Below are 13656 nucleotides of genomic sequence, written 5' to 3' on the forward strand. Positions count from 1 at the left end.
CATGCAGATTGTATAAAATTCATGGGTCCGTTCGCGATTTTAACTCTTTGATAGATACAGTTTCTCAGAAAGCAGTAGGGCTGTCACCGGCAAAGCAGTTGGTTTTGCAGCAGATTCTATGTGACAGCGAAATTGTTTTTATGGGTTTTTCTGGGGTTGATTTTGATTTTGGAGAGAACTATATTCCAATATCGAAAGCTGTTGGGCAGGGCTCTCATGTGACATGGATTTTACGTCCGGCTTCAACTCCACATGCCATTGTTAAGTATTTTCAGTCACAATATGGGGCTGGTTTTCAATTGGTCGAGGAGGAATTGTCTGATTATTTTAATCAACTTGGTCTTGAGTATGGTAAACTGCAGAGTCAGTGTCAAACAGCAATAAGTGATGATGGGGGAGCTGAGAAATTTGATGAAAAAATCAATCAACTGATACAATCGCCGCACATCGGTCAGCACGGTTGTGTTGGTTATTGTATTACCCTTTTATCTATGATAGGCCATAATGCGGAGGCTTCGGAATTAGCGCGGTTATATGAAAAAAAACTGGATTCGCAAAAGGTCAATATAATGGCAGTGCCAGGAATTGTTTCACTCGCTACCCATAAATTGAAAGTGGGAAATTTGGATGAGAGTATTCGATATAATAAACTTGCAGTGAAATGCTTTCAACGTATGCATGAACTTCTCCAGTCAGCGTCATGTTCGGATGAGATGAAAAGGGTCTGTTTGGAAGAAAGGAATTCCAATCTTTCAACGGTATATATCAATCTTGGCGTGGCTTGTTATTATCAAGATGATTTGAAAAATGCAAAAGAGTATCTCACTCAAGCCAATGAGTGGGGAGAAATTCAAAATAAGCCAGAAATATTGGCCCTTTCGAGATTTACACTTGCACGGATTGATTATAAGCAGGATAAAGACTATGATAAATACCTGAGTGCTTTAAGCAGCTGTGCCCAGTATGTACGTAAAGCAGGAAGATTAGAATATATTATGGATATTCTGCTGGAGAAATGCAGCACACAGTTATCGATAGGTGAATACTCTTTGGCAAAAGAATGCCTGACAGAGGTTTCACAATATAACAAGAATATAGGAAGTCACTCAGCTGCAGAGCGCATTGAGAGGCTGGAGGCTTTATATCTTATCCGCCGTGGACAAATGCTGGATATATTTACTCAAGACCATGCTCAAGAAGAGGAAGGGATTGCCATACCGGATTTTATTTGGGATACAATGCCGGAGAGTAAGTGGCGGAGACTGGTAATCCAGCAAGAGTTTGTGGGGAACAGGGAGTATCTGCCTGCTCTTTGGGCAGAAGGATGTAGGAACTATGCCAGTAATTCTAATTGGGCACGCCTTATGGATATTGCCCGTTGCTGCTATGATGCGGCATGTGAGGCACACAATAGTTCTGTTCAATCGCTGGCCCTGTATTATATGGGATGTGCAGAAGTGGAGTGTGCGAATTTTCTGGAAGGTGAGAAATATTTTCAGGAAGTGAGGTCTCTTGGAAGTGAGGCATCACTGCTTTATTTCGGATGGTCCTGTATCGAACTGGCCAGATTGTGCGTCCGCAAGGCAGAGCTGCAGGAAGCAGAGGTGAATTATACAAAGGCGAAAGAAGCGTTGATAGCCAATCAGGATATTCAACAGACAATTTATGCGCTGACGAACTATATAATGGCATTGTATCAGCATGGTTATCATAAGGAGGCCGTGCAGCATGCAAAAGAATCAATCCAAATTGTTGAAAAGTTTGGTGATAGTAAGAATCAAGAGGAATTGTTGGGGTATCTGAAGATATTAAACGACAAGTATAATACCGATAACAGGAAGAAAGTGTCAAAATCCAGTTTGGATGGGCGTTGTTGTGGAAAAAGGTATCCGGAAGATAAGAAAGAGGAAACGGTTTCTGATATTATCAATCAACATGCCAGACAGCTTTCTGATTATATGAAAAATGATGATTTAAAGAGTGCCGGCGAATACGTGAAAAGAGTGGAACTATTGCTGGGTGATTATGAACCATTTAACGCTGTTTATAATTTATATTTTGCTTTATTTCTTTATCACTCGGAATCTTATCATCTTGCAGAGGCTCTGGAATATGCAAAAAAGGTACAGGGGGGGATCGATTATCTGTTGGAACCAGAGAAAAAGGAAGAGGTAGGGCGTTTGACATCAGAGTATATCCAGATGTGTGAAAGAAATTTTCAGGTTGAAGAGACGCAGAATGTTGAGGAGCCATTCACAGAACTGCTTTATGAGGCAAAAAGGTTATATGAAACAAATAAGTTCTCTGAATGTTACTCTTTGCTGGAGCAGTGTGAGAAAAAAAGTGGTTTGAGCAAATTGGAATTAGGGCAGTTGAAAGGGACATATGCACATGCACTTTATAACGAAGGACGATATCGTGAATCAATAACCTGGTACAAAATGGCAATGAAATAGTTTGATGAGTCAGAGGAGAAAGAAATCTCAAACATTTTTAATTCTACGGCATTGCAAGGTATTACAGCTGCGCTTGACCGTCTGGGGGAGGCGGAGGAGGCTATCAGGATTCTACGAAATGCATTGACGTCACAAACACTGACACCTCAGGAGAGAGAGGGCTTTATGATGAGTCTGAGTAACCGGCTGATTCAACAATATCAAAATTCCATGACAACTAATCATTCAGTGTTTCGTGAGGTACTGAAAATGACAGAAGAGTGTTTGACACTTGCGGAACATGAGTTTGAGAAAAAGGGTGCTGTGTATATGTCATTGGGGAATTTATATGTGACGGTTGAAGACTGGAAAAAGGCATTGGAATATTTTAAGCTTGCGAAAAAGCAATTTACTATTTCAAATTCCAGATATTTGGAATCTGCCGAAATGGCAATCGGAATTTATGAAAATTATTGATGAAACTGTTGTGAATAGCGCATAGAAAGGGTAGAGCTAATGGACAACCAAGAGCAAAAACACGTAAGGCGGGTCCGCTACAAAGGGACGCATCCGAAAACTTATCAGGAGAAGTACAAGGAGCTGCAGCCGGAGAAGTATAAAGATACGGTGGAGAAGGTGATTCAGAAGGGGAGTACGCCTGCGGGGATGCATATTTCCATCTGTGTGAATGAGATTCTGGAGTTTCTGCAGATTCAGCCGGGGCAGAAGGGGCTGGATGCGACGCTGGGGTATGGGGGACATACCCAGGCGATGTTAGAGTGTCTGAAATCTGAGGGACATTTATTCGCCCTGGACGTGGACCCGATTGAGTCGGAGAAGACGAGGGAGCGACTGGCGAAGCTGGGATATGGGCCGGAGATCTTGACGATCCGGCAGATGAACTTTGCGGATATAGACAAGCTGGTGGCGGAAACGGGACCGTTTGATTTTATGATGGCTGATTTGGGTGTGTCCTCCATGCAGATTGATAACCCGGACCGGGGATTTTCCTATAAGACGGAGGGCCCTCTCGATTTGCGGTTGAACCCCGCCAAGGGAGAGACGGCGGCCGAGCGGCTAAAGACCATCACCCTGGAGGAATTACAGGGGATGCTTCTGGAAAATGCGGACGAGCCCTACGCGGAGGAGATTGCCAAAGAAGTCATCACCACCATAAAGCGCGGCGGCCATATCGACACCACCACGGATTTGCGCCGGGTCATTGAGAAGGCATTGTCCTTCCTGCCATCCGGCAGTGCGGAGACGAAGGAGGCAGTGAAAAAATCCTGCCAGCGGACCTTCCAGGCGCTTCGAATTGACGTGAACAGCGAGTTCGAGGTTCTCTACGATTTCCTGGAAAAACTCCCGGATGCCCTGGCCCCAGGTGGCCGCGTAGCCATCCTGACCTTCCACTCCGGCGAGGACCGTCTGGTCAAAAAGTCCTTTAAACAGTTCCGAAACGCCGGCATTTACAGTGACATTTCCACAGATGTCATCCGCCCGTCCGCCGAGGAATGTAACCGCAACCCGCGTGCCCGCTCCACGAAGATGCGGTGGGCGGTGAGAGCCTGAGTATGAAAAAACAGTCAGGAATCATGTGGTTTTTCTCCTCGCTGGGGGCGGCGGTGCTGTTGATGGCGGTGGCGGTGATTGGGACGATGGTGTATGGCGTGTCGGTGCAGAGCCAGCTGCAGGAGCAGTTTATCGCGAGAACATCGGCGGTGGATACGATACTGGCGGATTTGTATGAGATGGAGACCGTATTTGGGCTGTTTTCCAGAGACTGGTCGGAGGAAGGGTTTGCAACTTACCAGCAGGCCTGTGAGAAGCTGACCGGGGATTTGGAGGAGTACCGGGAGTACTGTAAGGAGGCTCCGGTAACCCTGAACTATATCAGAAGACTGAACAGCTTCAATGTCTACCAGCAAAACCAGATTCGAAAGGCTCTGGACGGCGAGGAAGCCCAGTATGCAACGGTGCGCTATGTGGACGGCGGCCTGAATATGCACCAGCAGCAGGCCCTGGAGATGGCCAAAAATGATATGCTGTACGCCAGGAACAGGTATGAGGCGGATTTTGAAAAGGTTTCCCGCTGGATGTTCTTTATCAGCGGGGCATTTGCCATAGCGGCCTTGGTTATGGGCGTTCTGCTGGCCCGTTTTTCGATTGTGACGAAACGGGTTCTGGACGGTATGATGGAATCCTTCAACCATCTGGCGGCCAGAGACTGGGATGTGCCGGATTTGAAGGATTCCCGGTACCGGGAGTTTACGCTGATATCCCAGACGGCCAACCACATGAAGCAGGAAATCAAAAATTACATCAAAGAAATTGAAAAACAGGCCAAGCTGGAGAAGCAGTTAAACGAGGAGCGCCTGCTCAACGAACAGCAGTATACCATGGTGATAACGGCCCAGATGTCCGCCCTGCGCGCACAGGTCAATCCCCATTTTCTGTTTAATTCCCTGAATTTAATCGGCGTCACCGCCCTGGTGGGAAACTCGGAACATGTGATGCAGCTGGTGGAAGCTACCGGCAATATTCTCCGGTATTCGCTGTACCAGAAGGAGCTGACGACCCCTCTGGAGGAAGAACTGGATATCGTGAGCCAGTACTTATTCCTTCAAAAATGCCGGTTTGGCGAGGCCGTTAAGGCGGAGATACATAATGATTTGGACGGCGAGGATATTTTCATTCCGACAATGTCCATTCAGCCGGTGGTTGAAAATTGTTTTAAACACGGCTTTGGCAATAAAGAGAATCTGCATATCCATATTTCCGTCACAAAGGAGGAGGAGAATCTGGTGGCAGTCTGCGTCGCCGATGATGGCGTTGGCTTTGACGTCACCCAGGTTCAGTCGGAGGGGGACAGCGGAATCGGTCTCAACAACATCCGCAAGCGCCTGGAACTGATGTACGGCGCCGGCCGCCAGTGGATGGAGATAGAGAGTGAACCCGGAGTGTTCAGCAGTGTGACAATATTGATTCCGCAAAAGGGGGGTGTTCAGTGAGAGTTCTGATTGTGGAAGATGAGGACCTGGAGTGCAGAGCCATGGTCCATTTGATGAAAACCGGTTTCCCGGAAATGCTGGAGATTATGACAGCCAGAGACGGGGAGACGGCGGTGAAGCTTGCACTGGAGGGGCGGCCGGATTTAATCCTCATGGATATCAATCTGCCCCTGCTAGACGGGCTGACAGCGTCCAAACAGATTCGGAAGGAACTGCCGGACAGCAAGATTATTATGGTTTCCGCTTACTCGGATTATGAGCATTTGAGAGAGTCCATGAGAGCCCAGGCTCTGGACTATATAGTCAAACCGTATTCGGTGGAAATGTTTCGCGAGGCCGTGGAACGGGCGGTGCGGGACAGCCGGGAAGAAACGGCTCTCTACGGAAAAGCCGGTACGATACAGAAGATTAAAAAATATCTGAATCAGCACTATTCGGAAAATATCACGCTTCAGGATGTGGCCGATGAAATATGTCTGGATAAGTCTTATCTGGGCCGTCTGTTCAAGGAGGAATGCCAGACTACCATTATGGGGTGCCTGCGGGAAGTGCGTCTGGCGAAGGCGAAGGAGCTGCTCCTGCGTGGCATGAACTCCAGCGAAGTGGCGGAGAAGACCGGATTTGGCGACGCGGCTTATTTTGCCAAATCCTTTCGCCAGGCCACGGGCATTTCCCCAACCCGGTATCGGGAAAGTGTGAACCAGGAGGAATAGCAGGTTTAAAAGATACGAAATGCATATATAAATGCTGTTTTCGTATCTTTTTTTGTGCATTAAAATGTTATCCGCTGGACAAAATCGACACGTATCGACAAAAATGTCGATTTTGTCATAGAATGTGTCGATGCAGTCTGTGGAAAAGAACAAAAAAGACTGTTAAAATAGTGTTAAGAAACAGATGCGCGTCTGAAAAAAACAACCGATGACCATACACACAGGAGGGAATATTGTTATGAAAAAGATAATTGCAACACTGTTAACCTGTACCATGGCTGTGTCACTGACAGCCTGTGGAAACGCATCGTCATCCACACCGGCGACGACAGCGGCTCCGGCGGCGGAGACAACCGCGCAGCCAGAGTCGTCCAAGACGGATGCGGCTGCGGACAGCAAGGAAGCGCCGGCGGGAGAAAGCTACACATTAAAGTTTGCGCTTCAGAACGGTGAGACCCACCCGCTTTGCCAGGGCGTTGCCAAATTTGGCGAGATTCTGGAGGAGAAATCAGAGGGACGCATCAAACTGGAACTGTTTTACAGCGGCACACTGGGGGACAAGGCGTCAACGGTGCAGGGAATGCAGACGGGAACCATCGACGCGGCCATGCTGATGAGCGGTGTCATTGCCGATTATGGCTGTGATGATCTGGGAGTATTCACACTTCCGTATCTGTTTGATTCGGTAGCCCATGCGAGAGCATTTGAAAAGGGCAGCGACGGTAAGGCCCTGTTAGACACGGTGCAGTCTTCCGGAAGTTCCATGGTATGTGTTGGAGCTTATCAGGAGTCGGCAAGAAATTACTTCTTTACCAAGAAACGGGTGGAGAAACCGGCGGATATGAAGAACATGCAGATTCGCTGCCAGGAAGGTTCTATCTACTATGATTCCGTGGAGGCGGTCGGAGCATTTGCCCAGTCGGTGGCATTTTCCGAGCTGTACAGCGCGTTGCAGTCCGGCGTTGTGGACGGTGCGGAGCAGCCGTTGTCCGGTTTTGTGAACAACGCGTTCCAGGAGGTTGCCAAGTACTACGTGATGGACCAACATGAAATCAGCCCCAACCTGATTCTGTTTTCCGAGGTGACCTGGAACCGCTTAAGTCCGGAGGACCAGCAGTTGATCAGGGATTGTTTTGAGGAATCAGTGCCTTATTTTGAGGAGCTTTCCGACGCAAAGGATGAGGAGTATCTGCAGACCATCAAGGATTCCGGAACGGAGGTCATTGATGTCAATGTGGCGGAGTGGCAGGAAGCCTGCGCCAGTGTCTATGACAAGCACGGCCAGTCATATGCCAAGGTGATTGAGCAGATTAAGAATACCAAATATGAGTAAAACCAGTAAATGATATGGACACAGAAAGGGGCGGTTTGCGGACCAGACATCCGCAAATCCCCCTTTTTAGGAGGAAGCTATGGAGCAGGAAAAAGAAATTAACAAAAAAGAGAAGAGCGCACTTGACAAAGCGGCCGACTGGATTTCCACGGGAATGCTGATTCTATGTGTGCTGGTGTTTGCGGTCATGGTATTTGCGGTATCTTACGGGGTGATTGGACGCTACCTTCCCTTTGTCAGAAACCCGAGATGGACGCAGGAGCTGGGAATTCTGTGCATGGTATGGCTCTGCTTTCTGAGCGCGGGGTTTGCCATCAAGGAAGGACTTCATGTGCGCATGAGTATCATCAACTATCTGGTGCCGAAGAAGCTGGCGTCCTTTTTTCACGGATGCGCCTATGTATTGCTGCTGGTCATCAATGGAGTGTGGGTGGTGTACGGCATCCAGCTGATGCAGCTGACGAAGATGGCGAAAATGTCGGCGACCAGATGGCCCATGAGCATTATCTATCTGTCGGTGGTGATTGGTGGAATTTACGGGGCGGCCATGTCCGTTTACCGTCTGATGAAAGGGGGATTTTAGGGGATGAATACAACTGCGATTTTAATCCTGCTGGTGTCATTTGCGGTGATGATTGTCATCGGTTTCCACATCTCGTATTCCATGATGGCGGCGGCAGCGTTGACGATACTTTATCTTGGACTGTCACCGACACAGATTATCAATACCATGGTGGATGGCGTGGATGGGTTTACGTTTCTGGCGATACCGTTTTTTATTCTGTCCGGTGATATTATGGCGAGGGGCGGCATTTCCGACCGATTGATTTTGCTGGCGGATGCCATGGTCGGCTGGATGAGAGGCGGACTGGCCATGGTCAATATTGTGGCATCCATTTTCTTTGGAGGGATATCCGGTTCTGCTTCGGCGGATACGGCATCCCTGGGGGCGATCCTGATTCCCATGATGGACAAGCAGGGATATGACAAGGAGTTTGCCACGGCGGTCACCATGACCAGCAGTGTGCAGGGCATGCTGATTCCGCCAAGCCACAACATGATTATCTACGCCATGGCGGCCGGCGGCATTTCCGTCAGCGCCCTGTTTATGGCAGGGCTGGTTCCCGGCGTGTTTCTGGGAGTGGCGCTGATGGTTTTCTGCTACTATTTGTCGGTCAAAAGAAATTATCCCAAGGGGACGCCGTTTACCCTCAAAAACCTGTGGGCTGCAATTCGTAAATCTATCTGGGGGCTGGGAACCGTGATTATTGTGGTGGTCGGCGTGGTGATGGGCGTGTTCACAGCCACGGAGAGCGCGGCGATTGCCTGTGTGTATGCGCTGGTGGTGTCCATGGCCGGTTACCGGGAGATGAACGGAAAAGATCTGTTTGGCGTGGTGAAAAGCAGTGTGAAAACGCTGTCAACCGTGCTGGTGCTGATAGCGGCCTCCGGCCCCTTTGGCTTCTGCATTACCTATTTGAAGATACCGGAAATGGTAGTGAACGGGATGCTTGGGCTGACGGACAGCAAGTTTTTGATTCTGTTGATGATTAATCTGATTATACTGGTGCTGGGAACCATTCTCGGTATGGCATCCATTATCGTGATTGTCACTCCGATTCTGATGCCGGTTCTGCTTAGCATTGGGTTCAGCCCGATCCAGTTTGGGGCGGTTTTGATTTTAAACTGCGGCATTGGCCTGATTACCCCGCCGGTGGGCGGAGTGCTGTTTATCGGAAGCGGTATCTCCGGAGTGCCGATTGAGCGGCTGTTTAAGCACACACTGCCGTTGATCGGGGTCATGGCCGTGGTGCTGCTGATGATTACCTATATCCCTGAGATTACGCTGACGCTGCCGAGAATTCTGGGACTGTTGTAGAAGAAACCGGTAAGTGCGGATGGAGGAACATGATGAGTGATAGAAAAAATGTGTTACTGATATGTACGGACCACTGGTCCGGCTCCCTGCTTGGCTGTGAGGGAAGGAAGGATATCATGACGCCGACTCTGGATTATCTGGCGGAAAACGGGGTCCGGTTCCAGAATTTTTACAGTGAGTGCCCGGTGTGCATTCCCGCCCGCCGGACCATGATGACCGGATTATCCCCGAAGACCCATGGCGACCGGGTTTATTCTGACAGGATGGAAATGCCGGAGGTTCCGACGCTGGCGGAGACCTTCTGCCGAAATGGCTATCAGACGGCAGCCGTAGGCAAACTGCACGTCTATCCCCAGCGCAGCCGCATCGGATTTGAGGATGTGGTGCTGATGGAGGAAGGGCGCTATGAGCTGGGGGCGGTGGATGACTACCAGATCTGGCTGGGGGAGAACGGTTATCTTGGACAGGAGTTTATGCACGGGATGGGGAACAATACCTATTATACCCGGCCCTGGCATCTGGATGAGCGCGCCCATCCTACTAACTGGGTAACCATGGAGATGATGCGCCAGATTAAGAGAAAGGACCCGACCCGGCCGTTTTTCTTCTACGCGTCCTACCAGTTTCCACATCCTCCGCTGGTGCCGCTTCAGACGTTTTTAGACATGTACGACGAGGAGGAGCTGGAGCCGGTGACGGTGGATGACTGGATGGATGACAGCCCTGTCTTTCAGGCCATGTGTGAGCAGGCCGGCATTTACTCGGAGAAAGAGATTCGGAGGGCCAGGCGGGCGTTCTTCGCCCAGTGTACCCACATTGATTATCAGATCCGCCTGCTGATTGGGACGCTGCGGGAGAGTAATCTGCTGGATGATACGATTTTAGTGTTTACCAGTGACCACGGAGATATGCTGTTCAACCATGGGATGGTGGCGAAACGCTGCTTTTATGAGGAGGCGGCGAGAGTGCCGTTTATTCTGTCCGGGAAACCAATGCTTCCGTGGCGGGGGACTGTGGAGAAGAAGCTGGCGGGGATGGGCGATTTGATGCCGACGCTGCTTGATCTATGCGGCATTCCGATTCCGGAAACGGTGGAAGGGATACCTCTGATGACAGAGCAGACCCATGCTTATATTTACGGGGAGGTGAGCGATGGGGATAAGGCCACCCGCATGATCCGCTGGGGTGACTATAAGCTGATTTATTATCCGTATGGCAATAAATTCCAGCTTTTCAATCTGGAGAAAGACCGGGCGGAAACCCATGACTGCGCCAATGACCCGGAATGTCAGGAAGCGCTGGAGATTATGACGGCGTTGTTAATTGAGAATCTGCATGATGCTGATTTAGACTGGCTGGAAGATGGGCGTCTGGTGGGAATGACAGCCAGGGAGCTTAAGCCAAAGGCGGATTTTGGCCTGTATAACCAGAGGGGCTATCATTGGCCGACGCCGGCAGGGTATTCTAATCAAGGAAAAAATGCTTAAATTTATTTTCATATGATATTGACATTTCCTTCCAGGTGGTATATACTAACGATATCAGTAACAATTACTATTATTGACTCGGAGCAAGTGTATCACAAACGCGCATACGGGCGCAGGGAAATGTCCCGTAAATAGAATATGAGAAGGAGAATAAGTATGAGAAGTATTACGACATTAGATCTTCAGTATGCACACAGATTTTTTGGTTTTAAAGGGGAAGCACAGTATTTGCACGGACACACAGGGGTTCTGACCATTGAAGTGGAAGATTCGATTGAGCCTGGCGTTAACATGGTATTCCCTTGTAATGAGATTCAGAAGACTGCATGGGATGTGTTAAAGAACTTTGACCACGCGCTGATTTTGCGGGAGGACGATCCGCTGCTTCCGGCGATTCTGGGTGTTTATGAAACCCAGGGCATCAAGGACGGCGCGCCGACCAACAAGATGAAAGGCCCGGCGTTTAAGACAGAACTTGCCACTGCTTATCCGGAGTGCCGGTTAGTTGTAACCAAGGAAACCATGACGGTAGAGGGCATGATCAAGATCGTTTATGATTTGCTGAAGGACAAGTTAAACATTGCCAAGATCACCTTCTCCAGCGGTGTCAACGCCGCGTCGGCAGAATTTGAAACCAAGAATAAAATTGACCGCTGCCCGCTTTGCGGAATTGCCTTAGATGAAAACGGTGTCTGCCCGAAATGTGGTTATAGAAAGTAAATAAAAACCATAATTAAAACGCTCTTTGGAAGGGGAATTCCAAAGGGCGTTTTTGGTCTATACTCTGAAAAAAGTGAACAAAATCCGGGGGATATGTGGTATAATTCTTAAGAGAAGAATCAGATAAAGGGCGAGAATGGCGAGGTGCTTTTTCCATGGCAGAGACGAGTGGGAGACAGGAGAAAACAAAATATAAACTGGCGAATTCCATCAAGGAGTGTATGAGGACTACCCCGGTGGACAAAATCACGGTGAAGGACATCGTGGAGGGCTGCGGGGTGGCGAGGCAGACGTTTTATCGGAATTTCCTGGACAAATATGACTTGATTAACTGGTATTTTGACAAGCTGGTGCTTCAGTCCTTTGAGCAGATTGGCATGGGGCATACGGTGGGGGAGAGTCTGGAACAGAAGTTTGAGTTTATCCGGGAGGAGAAGGCATTTTTTACCGGGGCCTTCCGCTCGGACGATTATAACTCCTTAAAGGAGCACGATTTTGAGCTGATTTTGAAATTCTATCAGGATTTGATTGGCAGAAAGACCAGCCGGCCGCTGGGGGAGGAGTTGGAGTTTCTGCTGGAGATGTACTGCCGCGGCTCCGTTTACATGACGGTGAAATGGGTGCTGGGAGGCATGAAGGCGTCGCCCAAGGAGATGTCCAGACAGCTGGTGGAGGCCATGCCGCCGAAGCTTTCGGAGGTATTTTCCAAATTGGAATTGTTATAATTATTTTGGTAAAAAGTGACAGACAGGGATGTTTGTCACTTTCTTTTTTACCCAGGGATTGTTAAAATAATATCAGAACGTTAAGTTAAATTTCCAGCAGGAGAAAAGGAGAGTGTATTATTATGGCAAACAGAATTGTGTTGAACGAGACATCCTATCATGGCGCGGGGGCGATCAAGGAGATTCCAAGCGAAGTGAAAATCAAGGGCTACAAGAAGGCATTTGTCTGCTCCGACCCGGATTTAATCAAGTTTGGCGTGACGAAGAAGGTGACGGACGTGCTGGATGAGGCAGGTCTTCCCTATGAGATTTATTCCGATATCAAACCGAATCCGACCATCGAGAACGTACAGACCGGAGTGGCGGCTTTCAAGGCATCCGGCGCGGATTATATCATTGCCATCGGCGGCGGCTCCTCCATGGATACGGCCAAGGCTGTCGGCATCATTATCACCAATCCGGAGTTCGAGGACGTGAGAAGTTTAGAGGGCGTTGCACCGACCAAGAATCCGTGTGTGCCGATTATCGCGGTTCCGACCACGGCAGGTACGGCGGCTGAGGTGACTATCAACTATGTAATCACCGATGTGGAGAAGAAGAGAAAATTCGTCTGCGTGGACACTCATGATATTCCGGTTGTGGCAGTGATTGATTCCGATATGATGTCCAGCATGCCAAAGGGGCTGACGGCTTCCACCGGTATGGACGCATTGACTCACGCCATCGAGGGCTATATCACCAAGGGCGCGTGGGAGATGACGGACATGTTCCATTTAAAAGCCATTGAACTTATTTCTAACTCCCTGCGGGGCGCGGTGGACAACACACCGGAGGGCCGCGAGGGCATGGCTCTGGGTCAGTATATCGCCGGTATGGGCTTCTCCAACGTGGGCCTTGGCATTGTTCACTCCATGGCACACTCCCTGGGCGCTGTCTATGACACCCCACACGGCGTTGCCAACGCCATCCTGCTTCCGACTGTGATGGAGTACAACGCTCCGGAAACCGGCGACAAGTACAAATATATCGCCAAAGCCATGGGCGTGGAAGGCGTGGATGACATGAGCCAGGAGGAGTACCGCAAAGCCGCCGTGGACGCGGTCAAGAAGCTGTCCACCGATGTGGGAATTCCGGCTGACTTGAAGGCTATCGTCAAAGAGGAGGACGTCCAGTTCCTGTCCGAGTCCGCCTATGCCGACGCCTGCCGTCCGGGCAATCCGCGGGATACCTCGGTGGAGGAAATTAAGGCGCTGTACAAATCTTTGATGTAAGAGAATCCGTATTGCCCTGTGAACGCGGATGAAGTGAACGCGGACGAAGCGAACACGGACGAAGCGAAAACGAATGAAGTGA

Annotated in this window: 12 protein-coding genes; all 12 read left to right on the forward strand. The window is 49.4% G+C overall.

Annotation, left to right across the window (positions count from 1 at the left end):
- Nucleotides 1–47: 47 nt before the first annotated feature.
- The 12 genes from HMPREF9473_RS16835 to fucO all read left to right on the forward strand — a co-directional run bounded on the left by HMPREF9473_RS16835 (nucleotide 48) and on the right by fucO (nucleotide 13574).
- Complete coding sequence (locus HMPREF9473_RS16835; RefSeq protein ID WP_138669556.1) at nucleotides 48–2456, forward strand: hypothetical protein; 2409 nt, start codon at nucleotides 48–50, stop codon at nucleotides 2454–2456.
- A gap of 165 nt (nucleotides 2457–2621) precedes the next feature.
- Nucleotides 2622–2912, forward strand: a complete 291-nt coding sequence (locus tag HMPREF9473_RS16840) for a hypothetical protein (RefSeq protein ID WP_034859572.1) — start codon at nucleotides 2622–2624, stop codon at nucleotides 2910–2912.
- Between the two features lie 39 nt (nucleotides 2913–2951).
- Complete coding sequence (rsmH, locus tag HMPREF9473_RS16845; protein ID WP_006781374.1) at nucleotides 2952–4007, forward strand: 16S rRNA (cytosine(1402)-N(4))-methyltransferase RsmH; 1056 nt, start codon at nucleotides 2952–2954, stop codon at nucleotides 4005–4007.
- A 2-nt stretch (nucleotides 4008–4009) separates the two neighbouring features.
- Nucleotides 4010–5446, forward strand: a complete 1437-nt coding sequence (locus HMPREF9473_RS16850; protein ID WP_006781375.1) for a sensor histidine kinase — start codon at nucleotides 4010–4012, stop codon at nucleotides 5444–5446.
- Complete coding sequence (locus HMPREF9473_RS16855) at nucleotides 5443–6159, forward strand: response regulator transcription factor (protein WP_006781376.1); 717 nt, start codon at nucleotides 5443–5445, stop codon at nucleotides 6157–6159. The genes HMPREF9473_RS16850 and HMPREF9473_RS16855 overlap by 4 nt, the downstream gene beginning before the upstream one ends.
- A 238-nt stretch (nucleotides 6160–6397) precedes the next feature.
- A complete protein-coding gene (locus HMPREF9473_RS16860; RefSeq protein WP_006781377.1) occupies nucleotides 6398–7492 on the forward strand; it encodes a TRAP transporter substrate-binding protein in 1095 nt (364 codons plus the stop codon).
- Between the two features lie 79 nt (nucleotides 7493–7571).
- Nucleotides 7572–8075, forward strand: a complete 504-nt coding sequence (locus HMPREF9473_RS16865) for a TRAP transporter small permease (protein ID WP_006781378.1) — start codon at nucleotides 7572–7574, stop codon at nucleotides 8073–8075.
- 3 nt (nucleotides 8076–8078) lie between these two features.
- Nucleotides 8079–9371: a TRAP transporter large permease gene (locus HMPREF9473_RS16870; RefSeq protein WP_006781379.1), complete on the forward strand. Its 1293-nt coding sequence runs from the start codon at nucleotides 8079–8081 to the stop codon at nucleotides 9369–9371.
- A 32-nt stretch (nucleotides 9372–9403) separates the two neighbouring features.
- The gene (locus HMPREF9473_RS16875; protein WP_006781380.1) at nucleotides 9404–10858 is read left to right on the forward strand and encodes a sulfatase-like hydrolase/transferase; all 1455 of its coding nucleotides are present in this window, start codon (nucleotides 9404–9406) and stop codon (nucleotides 10856–10858) included.
- Nucleotides 10859–11014: 156 nt separating this feature from the next.
- The gene (locus HMPREF9473_RS16880; RefSeq protein WP_006781381.1) at nucleotides 11015–11578 is read left to right on the forward strand and encodes a 6-pyruvoyl trahydropterin synthase family protein; all 564 of its coding nucleotides are present in this window, start codon (nucleotides 11015–11017) and stop codon (nucleotides 11576–11578) included.
- A 155-nt stretch (nucleotides 11579–11733) separates the two neighbouring features.
- Nucleotides 11734–12303, forward strand: coding sequence for a TetR/AcrR family transcriptional regulator C-terminal domain-containing protein (locus tag HMPREF9473_RS16885; protein ID WP_006781382.1), 570 nt, complete (start codon nucleotides 11734–11736; stop codon nucleotides 12301–12303).
- A gap of 122 nt (nucleotides 12304–12425) precedes the next feature.
- Nucleotides 12426–13574, forward strand: a complete 1149-nt coding sequence (fucO, locus tag HMPREF9473_RS16890) for a lactaldehyde reductase (RefSeq protein ID WP_006781383.1) — start codon at nucleotides 12426–12428, stop codon at nucleotides 13572–13574.
- The last annotated feature ends 82 nt before the right edge of the window (nucleotides 13575–13656 follow it).

This window comes from Hungatella hathewayi WAL-18680 (assembly GCF_000235505.1).
Taxonomy (GTDB): Bacteria; Bacillota; Clostridia; order Lachnospirales; family Lachnospiraceae; genus Hungatella_A; species Hungatella_A hathewayi_A.

Bases quoted from the DNA above. Each gene is read 5' to 3' on its own strand.
- HMPREF9473_RS16840 (WP_034859572.1), top strand. From the start codon at position 2,622: ATGATGAGTCTGAGTAACCGGCTGATTCAACAATATCAAAATTCCATG.
- rsmH (WP_006781374.1), top strand. From the start codon at position 2,952: ATGGACAACCAAGAGCAAAAACACGTAAGGCGGGTCCGCTACAAAGGG.
- HMPREF9473_RS16850 (WP_006781375.1), top strand. From the start codon at position 4,010: ATGAAAAAACAGTCAGGAATCATGTGGTTTTTCTCCTCGCTGGGGGCG.
- HMPREF9473_RS16860 (WP_006781377.1), top strand. From the start codon at position 6,398: ATGAAAAAGATAATTGCAACACTGTTAACCTGTACCATGGCTGTGTCA.
- HMPREF9473_RS16865 (WP_006781378.1), top strand. From the start codon at position 7,572: ATGGAGCAGGAAAAAGAAATTAACAAAAAAGAGAAGAGCGCACTTGAC.
- HMPREF9473_RS16870 (WP_006781379.1), top strand. From the start codon at position 8,079: ATGAATACAACTGCGATTTTAATCCTGCTGGTGTCATTTGCGGTGATG.
- HMPREF9473_RS16875 (WP_006781380.1), top strand. From the start codon at position 9,404: ATGAGTGATAGAAAAAATGTGTTACTGATATGTACGGACCACTGGTCC.
- HMPREF9473_RS16880 (WP_006781381.1), top strand. From the start codon at position 11,015: ATGAGAAGTATTACGACATTAGATCTTCAGTATGCACACAGATTTTTT.
- HMPREF9473_RS16885 (WP_006781382.1), top strand. From the start codon at position 11,734: ATGGCAGAGACGAGTGGGAGACAGGAGAAAACAAAATATAAACTGGCG.
- fucO (WP_006781383.1), top strand. From the start codon at position 12,426: ATGGCAAACAGAATTGTGTTGAACGAGACATCCTATCATGGCGCGGGG.